Annotated in this window: 10 protein-coding genes; 4 read left to right on the top strand and 6 right to left on the bottom strand. The window is 73.1% G+C overall.

The window, feature by feature from the left end:
* Window positions 1–11: 11 nt before the first annotated feature.
* Window positions 12–398, bottom strand: a complete 387-nt coding sequence (locus Msi02_RS04530; RefSeq protein ID WP_079320571.1) for a hypothetical protein — start codon at window positions 396–398, stop codon at window positions 12–14.
* Window positions 399–635: 237 nt separating this feature from the next.
* On the opposite strand from Msi02_RS04530, the gene Msi02_RS04525 reads away from it, so the two are divergent.
* The 3 genes from Msi02_RS04525 to Msi02_RS04515 are packed head-to-tail and all read left to right on the top strand — an operon-like array spanning window position 636 to window position 2,988.
* Window positions 636–1,973, top strand: coding sequence for a cytochrome P450 (locus Msi02_RS04525; RefSeq protein ID WP_204047206.1), 1,338 nt, complete (start codon window positions 636–638; stop codon window positions 1,971–1,973).
* The gene (locus Msi02_RS04520; protein WP_179155553.1) at window positions 1,970–2,806 is read left to right on the top strand and encodes a class I SAM-dependent methyltransferase; all 837 of its coding nucleotides are present in this window, start codon (window positions 1,970–1,972) and stop codon (window positions 2,804–2,806) included. Before Msi02_RS04525 ends, Msi02_RS04520 begins: the two co-directional genes overlap by 4 nt.
* Complete coding sequence (locus tag Msi02_RS04515) at window positions 2,803–2,988, top strand: hypothetical protein (RefSeq protein ID WP_030506179.1); 186 nt, start codon at window positions 2,803–2,805, stop codon at window positions 2,986–2,988. Before Msi02_RS04520 ends, Msi02_RS04515 begins: the two co-directional genes overlap by 4 nt.
* 60 nt (window positions 2,989–3,048) lie before the next feature.
* Here the strand turns inward: Msi02_RS04515 and Msi02_RS04510 are convergent, their stop codons facing one another.
* From Msi02_RS04510 to Msi02_RS04490, 5 genes are read right to left on the bottom strand one after another with little or no spacing between them, the layout of a single operon-like run.
* Window positions 3,049–6,024, bottom strand: a complete 2,976-nt coding sequence (locus Msi02_RS04510; RefSeq protein WP_204047205.1) for an NHLP bacteriocin export ABC transporter permease/ATPase subunit — start codon at window positions 6,022–6,024, stop codon at window positions 3,049–3,051.
* Complete coding sequence (locus tag Msi02_RS04505) at window positions 6,021–8,273, bottom strand: NHLP family bacteriocin export ABC transporter peptidase/permease/ATPase subunit (RefSeq protein ID WP_204047204.1); 2,253 nt, start codon at window positions 8,271–8,273, stop codon at window positions 6,021–6,023. The genes Msi02_RS04510 and Msi02_RS04505 overlap by 4 nt, the downstream gene beginning before the upstream one ends.
* An 11-nt stretch (window positions 8,274–8,284) precedes the next feature.
* Complete coding sequence (locus Msi02_RS04500; protein WP_204047203.1) at window positions 8,285–9,097, bottom strand: DUF2118 domain-containing protein; 813 nt, start codon at window positions 9,095–9,097, stop codon at window positions 8,285–8,287.
* Window positions 9,094–10,596, bottom strand: coding sequence for a SagB/ThcOx family dehydrogenase (locus tag Msi02_RS04495; RefSeq protein ID WP_204047202.1), 1,503 nt, complete (start codon window positions 10,594–10,596; stop codon window positions 9,094–9,096). The genes Msi02_RS04500 and Msi02_RS04495 overlap by 4 nt, the downstream gene beginning before the upstream one ends.
* A 17-nt stretch (window positions 10,597–10,613) precedes the next feature.
* Window positions 10,614–12,872, bottom strand: coding sequence for a TOMM precursor leader peptide-binding protein (locus Msi02_RS04490; protein WP_204047201.1), 2,259 nt, complete (start codon window positions 12,870–12,872; stop codon window positions 10,614–10,616).
* A 433-nt stretch (window positions 12,873–13,305) separates the two neighbouring features.
* Between Msi02_RS04490 and Msi02_RS04485 the strand changes: the two genes are divergently transcribed.
* A complete protein-coding gene (locus Msi02_RS04485) occupies window positions 13,306–16,182 on the top strand; it encodes a helix-turn-helix transcriptional regulator (RefSeq protein WP_204047200.1) in 2,877 nt (958 codons plus the stop codon).
* The last annotated feature ends 65 nt before the right edge of the window (window positions 16,183–16,247 follow it).

The raw sequence follows: 16,247 nt of genomic DNA, 5'->3' as shown, positions 1-16,247 counted from the left end.
TGTCGTGATCGTCAGGTGCAGCAGCAGCAGGGGCAGCAGCAGCAGTTGATGTCGATCGACTCGGCCGAGGAAACGCCGGCCGCGATGGAGTCGAGGTCGCCCTCGTTGAGCTCGGCCATGTCGACCTGGGGCGTCTCGGGGATGTGCAGTTCGAAACGGCCCGTCTCGAGGCCCCGCTCCCACAGCGCGACCTGTACCTCGATGTTGCTGTCGTGGTGGCCTTCGGGGATGTTGCGGACGAGCACGACCTCGGCTCCCGCCGGCAGCTCCAGACCGGACTCGGCCAGAGCCGAGCGGGGGTCGGAGTCCAGCCGGGCCGAGTATTCCTCACTCGACCACGCCGTGATCAGAACGCGGGTGTACGCGTTCACGAATTCCGCGCGCTGTCTCGGGTCCAAAGACATAGCCTGCCTCCCGGCTTTTTCGCGGGCAATGTGTCCCGCTGCTTTCGAAATGAAGTCTTACACGGCCGGACGGGAACGCACAGACTTAATTTCCGGGCCACTCGCATAAGTATTGAGGACGCGAACCGCGCAGACTATGCTCCGATCAGGAAATATCACCGGGTACGTATTCACTCCGAATCGCATGCGCAATTCACCGGCGAATACGTATTCAAAAAAGTGAGGGTGGGCATGGCCGATACGCACAGCGGTTACGTATCCCTGCCGCCGGGTCCGGACGGCGCCCAGAGCCTGCGCAGCATGCGGGAGGACCCGCTGCGCTTCGTCACCGAGATGGCCGCCTACGGCGACGTGACGAGGCACGAGGCCGAGGGAGCGCCCGTCTACATGCTGCACCGGCCCGACCTGGCCCGGCACGTGCTGAAGGACAACGGCGCCAACTACACCAAGGACCGCACGCCCGACGACGACATGCTGCGCCCCCTGCTCGGCAACGGGTTGCTGACCAGCGGCGGCGAGGAGTGGGCCAGGCAGCGCAAGATGATCGCGCCGGCCTTCCGCCCGACCGAGGTCGAGCGGTTCGACCAGGTCATGACCGACGCCGCGGCCCACCTGGCCGGCCGGTGGCGGCGGGCCGGCGAGGACGGCGAGGCCGTACGCGTCGACCACGACCTGACCGCGCTCACGCTCACCGTCATCGCGCGGGCGATGCTCGGCGCGGACATCGCGGGCGTCGGCGACGGCTTCGGACGGGCGGTGGACGAGGTCAACCGCTTCATCGGCCACTTCGACCCCGCCTCCGAGGGAGGCGGGCGGGAGGGGTTCCGCCGGGCGAAGGCGTTCCTCGACGCCGTCACCCGGACGATCGTGGCCGCCCGCCGGGCCACCGGGCAGGAGGGCAACGACCTGCTCGGCGCGATGCTGGCCTCGGGGCACGCGATGACCGCGACCGACCTGCGCGACCAGGTGCTGACGATCGTCATGGCCGGGCACGAGACCACGGCCAAGGCGCTGACCTGGACGCTCTACCTCCTCGACCGTCATCCCGACGCCGCCCGGGCGGTACGCGCGGAGGTGGACGAGGTGCTGGACGGGGACCGGACCCCCACCGCCGCCGACCTGCCCCGGCTGACGGCCTGCCAGCGGGCGATCAGGGAGGCCATGCGGCTGTACCCGCCCGTGTGGCTCATCTCCCGGCGCTCCGTGGAGGCCGACGTCGTCGGCGGCTACGCCATACCTCCGGGCACGCTGGTGTGCGTCAGCCCGTACGTACTCCACCGGGATCCCCGGTACTGGCCCGACCCGGAGACGTACGCACCGGACCGGTTCGCGGCCGAGCACACCCACGCGGGCCACCAGTACCTCCCCTTCGGGGGCGGCCCCCGGGTGTGCGTCGGCCGCCACTTCGCGATGGTCGAGGCCACCCTCGTGCTGGCCGTGCTGCTGCGCACCGTGCGCCCGGAGCTCGTCCCCGGCTTCCCGGTCGAGCCCGAGGCCCTGGTCACGCTGCGCCCCCGGCACGGCATGCTCATGGTCCCGAGGCCCAGGCAAGCGCGGAGGCCGCGGTGACCGCCGTGACGGGCGCCGGGTCGTACGACCCGGCCACGACGACCGCCGGGGGCCTGCGCGGCGAGCTGGCGCGCCTGGAGGCCCAGGCCGAGCTCTCCTTCGACGAGGAGCTGCGCGTCCTGCTGGACGTCGGCGTCCCAGCGCCGCTGCTGGAGCTCGGGGCGGGCTCCGGCGCCGTCACGCGGCGGCTGCGGGCCGCCCTGCCGGACCTGCCCATGATGGCCGCCGACATCGACACGGCGCTGCTGGCGCACGCGTCCGGCGCGCGGGTTCCGCTGCTCGGTTGCGACGCCGTACGGCTGCCGCTGGCGGACGGGGCCGTGGGCACCGTCCTGCTCCGGTACGTACTGCAGCACGTGGCCGACCCGGCGACGGTGGTGGCCGAGGCCCTGCGGGTGCTGCGGCCGGGCGGACGGCTGATCGTGATCGAGGTGGACGCGATGCTCTGGGGCCTGGCCGACCCGATGTACCCCGAGATGGCCGGCGTCCACAACCGCATGACCGGCGCGCAGCGGCAGGCGGGCGGCGACCGGCTGATCGGGCGCAAGCTCACCCGGCTCCTTCGCCGTGCGGGCTTCGGCGACGTGGTCCTGCGCCCGTTCGCCACCACCAACGACGACCGCCCCACCGAGGCGTTCGCCCCCCACCTGGGCCCGGAGCGGCTGGCGCCGCTGGTCGCCTCCGGGGCCCTGTCCCTGCCCGAGCTCGCCCTGGCGGCCGACCGGTGGCGGCGTTTCCGCGCCGACCCCGACGCCTGGGTCATGCTGCTCGGCCTCGTCGTCGCCGGGACCGCACCGGGCGGTCCCGCCGAGTCCGAACGGAGTACGTCATGAGCCCCTTCTGGAAAATCTTCGTCGCGATCTTCTGTTACATCAGCGGCATCGTGGGCCTCGGCCTGGCCGTCGCCAACGCCAGCGTGAAGCCGCCCGCCACCACCCACGCCTTCGTGTACGGCGGGCTCGGCCTGGTGTTCCTCATCGCCGGAATCGTGTTGAGCCGCAGGCCCCGCTACTGAGCACGCGAGAACCGCCGGCGGACCGTCCCCGGTCCGCCGGCGGTGCGCACGTCCCCGGCCTCAGATCTGCCGTCGCGCCAACCGGGCGAACAGCCCCTCGGCGTCCTCGAGCAGCTCGTGGTACTTGCCCTGCTGGACGATGCGCCCGCGGTCGAGCACCACGATCTTGTCGGCGTCCCTGATCGTCGAGAGCCGGTGCGCGATCACGATCCGGGTCGCGTTGAGCTGGCGGGTGCTCTCCGTGACGATCTTCTGGGTGGGGTTGTCCAGCGCGCTGGTCGCCTCGTCGAACAGCACGATGCGGGGGTGCGAGACGAGGGCGCGTGCGATCATGATGCGCTGCCGCTGCCCGCCCGACAGCGTGTTGGTGCCCTCCGACAGCACCGTGTGCATGCCCATCGGCATGTTCGCGATGTCGTCGGCGATCCCCGCCATGCCGGCGGCGTCCCACGCGTCGTCGACCGTGTGGTCGGTGCTGCCGATGATGTTGGCCTTGATGTCGCCGGCGAGCAGCGCGCTGTTCTGCAGGACCACCCCGCACTGGCGGCGCACCGCGCCGATGTCCAGCTCGCCCAGGTCCTGGCCGTCGTGCAGGACCGTCCCCGAGGACGGCGACTCGAAGCCCAGCAGCAGCCGCAGGATCGTCGACTTGCCGCTCCCGGTCGGGCCGACGATCGCGACGAACTCGCCGGGCTCGACCGACAGGTCCACCCCGTCCAGGACGAGCGGCCCGTCCTCGCCGTACCGGAACGACACCCGCGACAGCTCGATCCGGCCCGACAGCTCGCCCGGGTCGGCCTTGCCGGCGTGATCCTCCGGCTCGGCCGCCAGGATCGGCCGCAGCCGCTCCAGCATGGGCACCACGCTCATCGCGGTGATCGCCGCGCCGGTGAACTGCAGCACCGAGGCCAGCAGCAGGTTGAACGCGGCGAAGAACGCCAGGAACGCCGGGACGGTCACGTCCCCGAGCATCGGCCCGGCCACCACGGCGAAGACGATGACCGACGCGACCAGCGGGAAGCCGGCGTTGAAGGTCGTGACGAGGTTCTGCACCCGGCGGGCGGACACGCCGAGGCTGCGCGCCTTGAGGAACTCCGACGACCAGACCCCGAAGGCCCGGTCCTCGGCCGCCGCCACCCGCAGCTTCGGCACGGCCGTCAGAAGCTGGAAGACCCGCGACGACAGCCGCTGCTCGTGGGTGTAGATCCGGCGTTGCAGCCGCACCTCGAAGTAGCCGGCGACCGCGCACACGAGCACCCCGGCCAGCACGAGCGCCGTCGCGATCAGCGCCAGCCGCACGTCGTAGAAGTAGACGAGCACGAGGTTGGCCAGGCCGGCGAACAGGCCGAGTGCCGCCGTCGTCATGACGCCGGACAGCGTCTCCTGCACCGCGCTGACGCCGAGGACCGTGGTGCCCAGCTCGGCCGTGGAGTAGTTGGTGAAGAACGTCGCCGGCAGCGACAGCAGCCGCATCCACGCGCCCGCCTGCAGGCGGGCCGACGACCTGCCCTCGATGCGCAGCGCGGCGAAGTTCTGCACCACCGACAGCGCGGCCGCCACGAGCGAGCCCGCGATCACCAGCAGCGCGCCCTGCACGATCATCTCGCGCTCGGCCCTGGCCACGTACGTGCCGAGCACGAGGCCGGTCATGGCGGGCACCAGCAGGCCGATGCAGGCCACCAGCGTGCCGAGGCTGAGCAGGGTCCACAGGTCCTTGCGGTTCTTGGCCAGGCCGAACCGCAACAGCCCGCCCACTCCGGTGACGGCCGGCGGCAGCGGCTCGTACAGCACGTCGGCGTGCCGGGTCAGCGTGCCGGCCACCGCCGCGGTGACCGGGGTGACGCGCTCCTCCCCCGGCGCGGCCACGACGTAACGCGACCCGATGGGCAGCAGCGCCACCGGCGCCCCGTCGGAGGAGCGGTAGCCCACCATCGGCCCGATGTCCCGCCGCCACCAGCGGTCGTCCAGCCTGATGCGGCGGGTGCGCACGCCCGAGGCGAGCGCGATGGCCTGCAGCGGGTCGATCCGGCCGCCGTGCGCGCCTCCCGGCGGCGGCGCGGTCACCGAGAAGCCGGCGTGCGAGGCCACCAGGCGCGCGGCGGCCAGCGCGGGCGGGTCCCCTGCCACGTCGGCGAGGCGGACCCGCGCCTCGGTGTCGCGCACCAGCGTGTCGAACCCGCGTGCGGTGGTGCGCAGCACGTCCCCGCCCCGCTCGGCCCGGCTCGTCAGCGCCCTCAGCTCGGTCGAGTTCCGGCGTTCGATCCGCCGGTCGATCATGTAGAGGAAGCGGGTGGTGTGCTCGACCCACCGGTGCCACAGCTCGCCCGCGCCCAGCAGGTCGAGGGTCGACCGGGCGCGCAGCCGGGCCGGGCCGAGTGCCGCCAGCCAGTCCCGCTCGGTGACGCAGACCTCCGCGCCCGCGCTGAGCTGACCGGCGACGCCCTCCGGCATCTCGACCACGCCGTCCTCTACGGTGATCCACCGGACGCCGTCGACCGACCGGACGGCCTCGCCCTTGCGGACGACGGTGGGCTCCTGCGGCGACAGCGGGACGAAGTCGCGAGGGGGCAGCGTGTCGCGCATCGACGCGGCGAGCGCCACCACCCCGGCCTCCAGGCCCCGCACGAACTCGCGCACCGCCAGGCCGTACTCGCGGGTGGGCAGGGCGCGGACCGCCTTCCCCGACTCGGACGGGCCGTCGACGCGCCGGGCCGACAGTCCCTCCAGCCGGGCCAGCGGCAGGCGCGACACGCGGGTGCCGAGCACCGGCCGCCCGACGATGCTGTGCCTGGGCCCCCGGGGCGAGCCGAGCACCAGCGCGCCCTGCCGCACCCGGCACAGGTAGTTCCACCTGCCGACCGGCCTGCCGTTCTCCAGGCGTACGGCGAACAGGTCGACCGCGCCGCGCTCGACCAGCAGCACCTCGCGCAGGTCGGCCAGCACGAGCAGCCGGTCGGCCGAGTAGTCGACGGGCGTGGCCGCGTCGGTGAAGAACGGCGAGAACGCCGAGGACGGCGTCACGGCCGAGACGCTCATTGGTCCGCTCCCTCACCGCCCGGCTGGGCGTTCTCTATCAGCCGCGCGTAGTGCCCGCCGAGGCGCACGAGGTCCTCGTGCGTGCCGCGCTCCACCACCTCGCCCTGGTACAGCACGAGGATCTCGTCGGCGTCCCGTACGGTCGACAGCCGGTGCGCGATGATCAGGCAGGCGCATCCCCGGCGGCGCAGGTTGTCGGCGATGACCCGCTCTGTCTCCGGGTCGAGCGCGCTGGTCGCCTCGTCGAGGACGAGCAGGGTCGGCTGCGCGGCCAGCGCCCTGGCCAGCTCCAGCCGCTGGCGCTGCCCGCCGCTGAAGTTGCGCCCGCCCTCGCGCACCCGGCTGTTGAGCCCGCCGGGCCGGGCGGAGATGACGTCGAAGATGGCCGCGTCGTGCAATGCGGCGGTGACGACCTCGTCGGAGACGTCCTCGCTCCACAGCGTGAGGTTGTCGCGCACCGTGCCCTCGAACAGCGAGATGTCCTGGTCCACGTACGCGACCGAGGCCGCCAGCTCGGTCCTGGAGATCTCCTCGCGGTCGCGCCCGTCGAGCAGCACCCGGCCCGACGCCGGCCGGTACAGCCCCGCCACGAGCCGGCCGATGGTCGACTTCCCGCTCCCCGAGCTCCCGACGATCGCCACCCGCCGGCCGGGCACGACCGAGAACGACACGTCCTTGATCACCGGCTTGGCCAGCGGGTTGTACCCGAACGTCACGTGCTCGAAGGTGATCGCCCCGTCGAGCCGGCTGCCGGCGGGCCTGTCCGGCCGGTCGAAGACGGGCGAGCGGGGGTGACGCTCCACGTCGTACAGCCGGGTGATGTCGGCCGAGATGTCCTGCAAACGCCCGCCGAGGTTGGTGAGCTGGGTGACCGGCCGCGACAGCGCGCCGAGCAGGCTCTGGAAGGCCACCAGCAGGCCGACGCTGACCGCGCCGTCCACCACCCGCAGGCCGCCGACGAGCAGGATGAGGCCGCTGTTGACCCCGGCGAGCAGCGGAGGCACGACCGTGATGACCGCGCTGGGCACGCCCAGCCGCTGCCGGGCGGTCACGGCCTTGGCCAGGAAGCCCGCCCACCGCTGGAACGCGCTGGGCTCGGCGCCGGTGGCCTTCACGGTCTCCACGAGCTGCAGGGTGTTGAAGGTGGCCGACGTGAGGTTGCCGAGATCGGCCCGCAGCGCGGCCACCGCGTCGGTCCTGGCCCTGGACACCTGCCGCAGCACCAGGATGTTGAGCAGCGCCATGCCCACGCCGATGAGGCCGAGCAGCAGGTCGTACCGGATCAGGACGACCGCGTAGAAGAGCACGAGGACGAGGTTGACGACGGTGATCGCCAGGTCCCTGGACAGGATCTCGGCGACCGTGTCGTTGGCCGACACCCGCCTGGCAACCTCGGCGGGCCTGCGTTGCAGGAAGAACTCCACCGGCAGGCGCAGCAGATGGCGGAAGAAGCGGGCGGAGCTGACCAGCCCCAGCCGTATCTCCATCCGCAGCAGATAGTGCCGCTGGACCGAGGTCAGCACGAACATCGCCAGGGCGGTCATCGACATCGCCAGCAGCAGCGGCAGGATGAAGCCGGGGTCGCGGCCGGTGAGGATGTGGTCGATGAACACCCGGCTGAACGCCGGCGCGATGATCCCGGGCACGACCAGCAGCAGGCTGGCCAGCAGCACCAGCGGCAGCGCCCGGCCGGAGGACATGCGGCGCGACAGCAGCGCCTCGGCCACCCGGGTGGGCCGGCCGCCGGGCCGGAACCCGGGCCCGGGCTCGAAGGTCAGCACGATGCCGGTGAAGCCCGAGTCGAACTCGTCCCAGTCGAGCAGGCGCGGGCCGCTCGCGGGGTCGTTGACCGCCACCACCGGCCTGCCGAAGCGGGTGCGGATGCCCTCGACGACCATGAAGTGCTGGAACGCCCAGAAGATGATGGCCGGTTTGACGATGTCGCGCAGGTCGTCCAGCTCCATCTGGAAGCCCTTGGCCTCCAGCCCGTACGTGCGGGCGGCGGCGATCACGCTGGACGCCTTCGCGCCGTCCCGGGACACCGCGCAGGCGGCCCGCAGCTCCTCCAGGGGCACGAACCTGCCGTAGTGGCCGAGAACCATGGCGAGGGCGGCGGCCCCGCACTCGACGGCCTCCATCTGGATGACGGTCGGCGTGCTCCCGCGCCGGCCGCCCCGTTTGCGGGGACCGCGCCTGCTCGGGGCGCGGGGCGGTGAGGCGTCGGCGCGGGGGGCCGTGACCTGGCTCATCCGTCTCCTTCTCAGCGTCCGAGTAGCAGGTTGAAGGGCGTCTGGCTGCTGAGCGTGACAGTGCCCGTCACCGTGACCTGCGACCGCAGCTTCATCGGGGGACCGGTCTCGGTCGTCCAGGAGTAGCCGGAGGTCGTCCCGGGGTCGGGGAGGAGGTCGACGACCACCAGGCGGGGCGGCTCCGCGGTGACGTAGCCGCGGGCCGCGAGGTCCCCGCCGACCAGGCCGGCGACGCCCTCCGCCATCAGCGGGTAGGGGCTGATCGAGGTCACCCTGCCGCGCAGCAGCCCGAACACGCCGGGCGGGGCGTCGGAGACCGCGAGGTCGACCGTACGGCCGGGGGCGATGCCGAGCGCGTGGTCGCCCGGCACGAACAGCATCGCGACCAGGCGGTCGCGGGGGGCGTCGGTCCGCTCCATCGCGAGCAGCCCGTCGCCCTCGCGGACCATCGCGCCCTCGCTCGCCGAGGTGGTGACGACCTCGCCGGTGAACGGGCTGCTGACGGTGCGCACCGTGCCGTCGGCCCGCAGGACCTCCGCCACCGCCTGCCCGCGCACCACCCGCCGGCCGGGACTCACCATCATGGTCCGCACGGTCCCGGTGTACGGGCTCTGCAACTGGGCGGTGCCCGCCGGATGGGTCAGCAGCCCCTTGGCGGTGACGGTGACCGGCAGCCGGCCGACGAACGACCACACCCCCGCGGCGACGACCACGATGAGCACGACGAACGTGGCGATCCAGCCGCGAGGGGAGGCGAGCAGGGTCGGGGAGTCGAGCTCGTCGGGCTCCCGCATCCGCTGCAGGGCCTTCAACCGGAACTTCACGCCGGCACCTCCGGGGACCATCCCGGAGGCGTCCCCGCCGCACCGCCCCGTCTGCTGCCGAGCAGGAGCTCGCCCACACTGCCCTCCGCGTGCGGGTCGAGCCCGCTGGCCGCGGCGAACTCCGCCGCGTCCCCGCCGCCGAGCCCGCAGACCGCCAGGCCCATGGCCGTGGCCACCAGGTAGAAGGTCTGGTACAGCACGCCCACGTGCTTGAGGATCAGGGAGTAGGCGATGGTCTCGTACTTCCACATCACCCGGCCGAAGCGGGCGGTCACGATCAGCAGGACCTGCGGGTCCTCGGTCATCATGGCCGCCGACCTCGCCCGGTCGAGCAGCGTCCGGGTCGCCGGGCCGGGATCGGCCACCCGTTCCAGCACGTGCGCGTGGGCGGCGTAGTGCCACAGCCCGGGCTCCAGCCCCTCGCAGGAGACGACGAGGGGATAGACCTCCAGCTCGTGGACGGCGCCGCCGGACGGGTAGGGCCGGTCGGCCAGCTCCTGGCCGTCCTCCCCGGTGAACGTGCGCCGCTGGCGCATCGTGCGGTAGAGCAGCTCGCCCAGGCGGTCCAGGGTGATCGGATCGGCGGCGTCGTGCTCGCGGATCGAGCGGCGGGCCTCCAGCACCTCGGTCAGGCTCGCCTCGGTCTTCGCGATCACGTCCAGGTCCGGCGGCTCCAGGGCGATCCGGGGGCCCGCGAAGGCGGGCGGCGCCACCGGCAGCGGATCCTGCACGCCCCGCAGTGGATAGGTCCCGCCATAGCGCCCGGTCATGCGCGGCTCCCGGGTGCGGGTGTGCAGCCACAGGTCGGCGGGCGACCACTGGGCGAGCGGGGCGGCGCCGCGCTCGGGGTCCTCCCCCTCCGGCGTCGGCCGCACCAGCAGCCCGGCCTCGGCGAACAGGCCGAGGACCGCCGCCGTGGTCCCGGCCGGCAGGCCCGGGCAGGTGAGGCCGGCCGGAGTCGTCCAGTCCGCGAGCAGGCCGAGCAGCGGGGCGGCGGCCGGGGCGAGCTCGACCCCGAGGGGACTGCGGGGCGCGCGCACCACGAGCCTGCCGTCCTCCGGCGCCGCGACGGCGAACCTCGACAGGCGCACGCGCGCGTCCGCGGCGAGCGGCGCGGCCGGGCGCACCGGGCCGCCGCCGTAGGGGCGCAGCACGGCCACCGGCTCGCCCCCGGAAGGCACCACCTCTCCGCCGGACGGCACCCCCTCTCCGCCGGACGGCACCAGGACGGCCCGCTCCAGCAACGCCCCGGCCGACAGCTTGCGCAGCAGCAGGTGCCAGCGCAACAGCCCGCCGTCGCCGTCGTGCTCGGTGACGGTCCTGGCCAGCTCGTCCTCGCTCGCGCCGCCGGCGAGCGCGCGCAGCGCGGCGACCGTGCCCGGAGGCAGGCCCCGCAGCGCGGCGGGGCCGAACGGCGTGGCCAGGGTGACCGCCCCCGGCGTCTCCTCCGGTTCTGACAGGCCGGCGTCGCGGCGCAGCCGCACCTGAACGGTGTGCATGGGCTCCCCCTATCGGGTCAGAAGAAGACGCTGGTGGGGTTGAGCTCCTCTTCCAGAGCCGGTTCCGTCCGCCAGCCGAGGGCCACCGGGACGTCGTACAGGCGGCCCGGGCCGAGCCGGCGCCAGAAGTGCCGCATGCCGGGGACCAGCACCCGGGCGACGTTGAGCTCCAGATCCGGCCGCGTCTGGTCGACCGCGATCACCTCCAGGCCGCACGCGGCGGCCCGGGCGACACAGGTCTCCACGTCGGCCGCGAGGTCGGCGCCCTCGGACACCGGGTAGTCCGCGAGCGTGCGGGGGCGCTGCGCGGGGTCGGGCAGCAGCCAGGGGTCGCTCTCGACAGTGGTCTCCTTCCACCAGCGGAGCGTGGCGATGTCGTCGTCGTGGTAGATCGTCTCGCCGTTCTCGTCCCTGCGGCGTACGGACGGGAGGAACTGGTTGACCTCGGTCAGCGTCCGCAGCGCGGCGATCCGGGGATCGAGGTGGGCGCCGAAACCCACGATGACGTCCTGCACCGGGTGGTCGAGCCGGTGGGAGACGCCGGCGAAGGCCGGGACGCCGAGATCGGTCGTCAGGTCGAGCAGCCACAGGCTGCGGCCCATGTCGGCGTAGAACTCGCGCAACGTGTCGACGTACGGGTCCTTGAGCGAGTCGAGGTCGAAGGCGGGCCGCCGGACCCGGTTGTACCACCACAGCGCGACCGCGTCCCGCTCCACGACCTCGCAGAACCCCTGCAGGATCGCCTCCTCCAGCGTGTTGCCTGAGGCGCTGCCGTTGGAGTCGCCGACGCAGTAGAAGTGGCGTTCCAGGTCGGGATGGCCATACCAGGCGTAGCCGGCGGGGACCAGCCGCTCCTCGTCGGCGGTCAGCGACCAGGCCCGCGACCAGTCCAGCGGCAGGTCGGTGCGGAACCGCTCGGGCACCAGGTGCAGCCGGTGCGAGGGGTCGCTGTTCCAGGCGTCCCGGTCGCCGTACTGCTTGTCGGAGAACAACAGCAGGTCACTCGGGTGGACCGCGAGACCCTCCTCGAGGTCGGCGTGGGCCGCCTTGAGCACCGGCTCCTCGCCGCGCCACACGCCCGAGTAGCGCTCGATCGCCTCACACAGGGCGCTGACCTTGGCCTGGATCTCGGTCCGGCCCTTGCCGCCGCTCTGCCCGCGCAGGTTGCGGCGCAGCAGGTCCATGTTGTCGCCGAGCATCGCGAAGTTGTGACCCGCGGTGAAGCTGTAGGTCACGCCGTTGTCCTCGTCGGCCCACGGGCGCAGCCGGGTGACCGCGCCCAGGTAGGGGCTGATGTGCCGCTCCAGCCGGGCGTACGTCGCCGAGGGCAGCTCGACCCGGTAGCCGCCGTCGGTCACGTGGCGGGCGGACCGGGAGGCGAGCGTCACCTTCGGCTCGCGCTCGCGGATCAGCGAGGGGTCGCCGCACACCGGACACTGCGGCAGCCGGATCAGCTGGTGCTCGGCGCTGGTGAGCGTGCGCAGGTCGACGGTGATCATCTTGCCCTGCAGGGTCGACGGCAGGCCCGTGGCGGCGGTCCGCACGAGCTCGGCCGCCAGCAGCCCGCCCACCGCCGCGGCGCCGCCCTGGAGGGACTCGCGCACCGGGTGATACGGCGGCAGCCCGTCCCCCCGCTTGCCCGCGAGGTAGCGCTCGACCTGGCGGTTGCCCTCGATCCGCTGGGACATGCACGCCCAGCAGCCCGTGCTGCCCGGCTGGAACAGCGGTCCCAGCCAGGCCACGGTGCCGGCCGGCCTGACCAGCACCCAGGGCCGCCCGGCCGCCAGGCACTCGGCGTTGAGCTCCTCCAGGCCCGGGTCCAGGTAGTCGTCGACCACCGCCACGACCGTGCCGTCGCCGTCCGGATCCGTGCGCAGCCCGTGCTCGCGCAGCAGCGCCTCGACCGGGCCGGGGTCGACGCCCGCGCCCACGAACAGCCGGAAGGACGTCCGCTCCAGGGCCGTGACGACGGCCGCGGGGTCGACGCCCTGCGCGTCCCAGAAGGCGAGCACCGGGTCGGTCAGGGGCGGCCGGCCCTCGACCAGGTGACCGGCGGCCTCGTAGCGCCGGATGGCGAGCACCGCCTGGGCCGGGGACAGTTCGCCGGCGAGGGCCTGGACGATGTCCATCACGGTGTGCCGGCCGTCGAGATAGGGAAGGACGCGGCCCGAGCCCGCGCCGCGTACGAGATAGTGCTGGCCTTCCGCCAGAAGGAAGACTTTCGCGTCGTCGAGGACTTCGGTACTGAAGTGCGCCTTGAGTCGTGGCCGTTCCATGCCCCCCGCCATTCACTGCGCGATTAGCCGATGAGCGGAGAATTCCATCGGATTCCGCAAAAAGTAAAGACGTATTTGTCATCACGCCGACGCATACGTACACCCGGCGCGCACAAAGCGGGACCCGGCCCTGTGCGTACGGTGATGCGTACCGCGGGCGGCGCGGCGGGATACGTATGCGGACCGCCTCCCGGGGTCTGTGCCGCCGACCTGCCGCGATGATTCGGCCGCCCGCATCGCCGACGCCGAAGGGGTTCCGGCTCGGACGGGCGGCCTCCCCTATCCGGCGGACAGGAAATCATGACAAGAGGTTGCTTTCACGAGTCAGCAATATTGTGTTTACTCATACCGATTTCAAGTATTGACAACCCGCTGGCCCTGTCCGGCATGATCCGTATGTCGAGAAAAATCAGTATGTGCTCCGGGGGTAGGGATGGCCTCAGGGCGGCCGGTACTACTGCACCGGGACAAGGAGCTAGGGGTCGTCGACGAGGTACTGGCCGGGCTTGCCGAAGGGAAACCGGCCGTACTGGTGATTCAGGGCACGCGAGGGATCGGGAAGACGCGGCTGCTGCACGCGGCGCTGGCGCGCAGGCCGGGCGGTGTCGTGCTCAGCGCCCGGGGCCACGCCGACGAGAGCTCCTTCGCGTTCGGCATCGTCCGGCAGTTGTTCGACCCGATGATGAGCGGCTCGAAACGGGCCGACCCCGGCGCCCCCGCCGCCGTCCTCGACGGAGGTGTGCGCACGCCCGCACTGGCGGCGGTGCCGTACGACGGGAGCGCCCCCGTCGTGCCCGCCGCACTGCTCGACGACCTCTACCGGGCCACTCGCTCGCTGACCGCGGGACAGCCGCTGATCATCGCGGTCGACGACCTCAACCACGCCGACCCGCAGTCGGCGCAGTGGTGCTCCTACATCGCCAGGCGGCTCGACGGCCTGCCCATCGCGATGATCCTGACCTGCGACGTGGAGGACCGCAGCGCCGGCGACGCGGTCTGGGACATCCTGGCGTTGCCGTACGCGCGGTCACTGCGGCCCTCGGCACTGTGCCGGAGATGTGCCGCCACGCTCATGGAGTCGGCACTGGGCGCTCCCGTGGACGACGAGATCGTGACGGCCTGCCACCGCCTGACCAAGGGCAATCCGCTGCTCCTGCTGGAGACGGCGGGACGGCTGGCCGCCGCCGACGTCCTGCCGGACAGGTCCGAGCTGCCCCGCGTGATGCGGATCGGCGCGACGGCCCTGTCGGAGACCGTCCTCGAATGGCTCGGCGGCAGGTATCCGTCCCTTCTCGCCCTCCTGCAGAGCCTGGCCATCATCGCGCCGTACGCCGGGCTGGAGACGGCGGCGATGCTGGCCGGGTACGGCGCGGTCGCGGCCGAGGAGGCGGGCCACGCGCTCGCCGGGGCGGGCCTGCTGGAGGGCAGCCCGCCGCAGCGGTTCACGCACGACCTCGTCCAGTCGACGATCCTCGCGCGCATGGACCCCCGCGCGCGCGACGAGTTGCACCGGCGGGCGGCCTCGCTGCTGCACCGCCTCGGCTCGCCGCCCAAGCGGTCGGCCCGGCACCTCCTGTCGGCGAGCCCCACCGGCGACCCGTGGGCCGTTTCCGTGCTGCGCGAGGCCGCGCGGGAGGCGGTCTCCGAGAACGCCTGGGAGGACGCGACCCGCTATCTGCACCGCGCGCTCGCCACGGCCAAGGACCAGGCCGTCCTGCAGGTGACGGCCGAGCTGGGCGCCGTCGAGGTGCACCTCGACATCCCGGCCTGTCTGCGGCACTTCCGCACGGTGACCGCCCTCGCCGGCGACACCGGCGAGCGGGCGGACTCCCTGGCGCCCTTCGCCACCGCCCTGCTCACGCTCAACTCCCCGGAAGCGGCCTCGGCCTTCTGCGACATCGCCCGGGGCTTCGACGACGATCCGACCGGCCGGCTCCCCGACCGCGAGGTGCTGCTGCGGCTCAGCGCGCAGGCGCTGCTGACCGGCCAGTCGTACGGCTCACGCGCGGCGATGCGGCAGCTCAACGCCGAGCCCGGCGCCGCCACGAGCGCGGGGGCGCGGGACTACCTCGCCACCGCCGCACTGTCCGGCGCGGCCAGGGGCAGGCACCTCCACCGCACGCTGACCCTGGCCCGGCGCTGCCTCGACGGAGGCGGGCCGATCCCGCCGACGCTGGTCATGGCGCTGCTGTGGGCGGGCCGGGTGGACGAGGCGGCGTACTGGTCGGAGCAGGTGGCCGCCGAGGCGCGGGCGCACGCCTCGATGACCGGTCAGGCCCTCGCCGGCACGCTGCTGTCGGACGTCGCCTACCGCAAGGGGAAGCTGCGCGCGTCGCTGGCGCACGCCCGCGAGGCCATCCACTTCGCGCGGGGGTCGCACGCCCCCGGGCTGCACGTCGCCGCCGTGTCCTGCGCGGCCCGCGTGCTCCTCGAGCGCGACGAACTCGACGTCGCCCACGCGCTGTTCGACGAGGTCGCCGCGCGCGAACCGGTGCACCCCCTCCTGCAGGGGACCCTGCTGGAGGCCCGGGGCCGGGTGTCGATCGCCAGGGGCGAGGTCCGCGAAGGGCTGCGCGCCCTGCTGGAGGCCGGACGGCAGCTGCTGTCGGCCGGGGTCGTCAACCCGGCGTGTGCGGGCTGGCGGGGCCAGGCGGCGCTGGCCTACCTGCGGCTCGGCCAGCACGGGACCGCCCGCCGCCTGGCGGAGGAGGAGCTGGAGCTGGCCAGGGCCTGGGGCGCCCCGGACAGCATCGGCCGCGCGCTGAGCATCGCGAGCACGACCGTCGAGGGCAGCCGAAGGCTCGACCTGCTCACCGAGGCGATGACAGTGCTCGACGGGCCGGGCGGGGCCATGGAGCGCATCCGAGCGATGCTGCGCCTGGGCATCGCCCTGCAGGCCGCCGGGGAGGCGCGCCGCGCCCACGACACGCTCAACGAGGCATACGCGCTGGCCGACGGCTGCGGCGCCGTACGGCTCGCCGCGCTCGCCGAGCGCAACCTCGCAACGGCCGGCGGCCGAGCCCGCGGCGGGCAGGCCGACGGCCCGTCGCCCCTGACGGCCGGGGAGATGCGGGTCACCGAACTGGTGTTGCGCGGCATGAGCAACCTCCAGGTCGCGACCGAGCTGTCCATCAGCAAACGGACCGTGGACACCCACCTCGCCCGCATCTACCGCAAGCTCGGCATCCACACCCGCGCGGAGCTGGCCGAGATCATCAAGCGGCTCGGGGACCACCAGGCCGGGATCGGCTCCCCGCCCGACCAGAAGGAATGGCCCGGCCAGAAGGAGTGGCCCGGCCAGGACGAATAGGGCCCGGCCGTACAATTCCCCGGGGACGCCTCTGGGCGGCCCCCGGACGAAGGCGCGCGGCAGGG

This window comes from Microbispora siamensis (genome assembly GCF_016863095.1).
Classification (GTDB): Bacteria; Actinomycetota; Actinomycetes; order Streptosporangiales; family Streptosporangiaceae; genus Microbispora; species Microbispora siamensis.
This window is presented reverse-complemented; position numbering and strand designations above follow the sequence as displayed.

Excerpts from the sequence above, each read along its gene's own strand:
- Msi02_RS04490 (WP_204047201.1), bottom strand. The coding sequence starts at position 12,872 with ATGGAACGGCCACGACTCAAGGCGCACTTCAGTACCGAAGTCCTCGAC.
- Msi02_RS04495 (WP_204047202.1), bottom strand. The coding sequence starts at position 10,596 with ATGCACACCGTTCAGGTGCGGCTGCGCCGCGACGCCGGCCTGTCAGAA.
- Msi02_RS04510 (WP_204047205.1), bottom strand. The coding sequence starts at position 6,024 with ATGAGCGTCTCGGCCGTGACGCCGTCCTCGGCGTTCTCGCCGTTCTTC.
- Msi02_RS04505 (WP_204047204.1), bottom strand. The coding sequence starts at position 8,273 with ATGAGCCAGGTCACGGCCCCCCGCGCCGACGCCTCACCGCCCCGCGCC.
- Msi02_RS04515 (WP_030506179.1), top strand. The coding sequence starts at position 2,803 with ATGAGCCCCTTCTGGAAAATCTTCGTCGCGATCTTCTGTTACATCAGC.
- Msi02_RS04485 (WP_204047200.1), top strand. The coding sequence starts at position 13,306 with ATGGCCTCAGGGCGGCCGGTACTACTGCACCGGGACAAGGAGCTAGGG.
- Msi02_RS04525 (WP_204047206.1), top strand. The coding sequence starts at position 636 with ATGGCCGATACGCACAGCGGTTACGTATCCCTGCCGCCGGGTCCGGAC.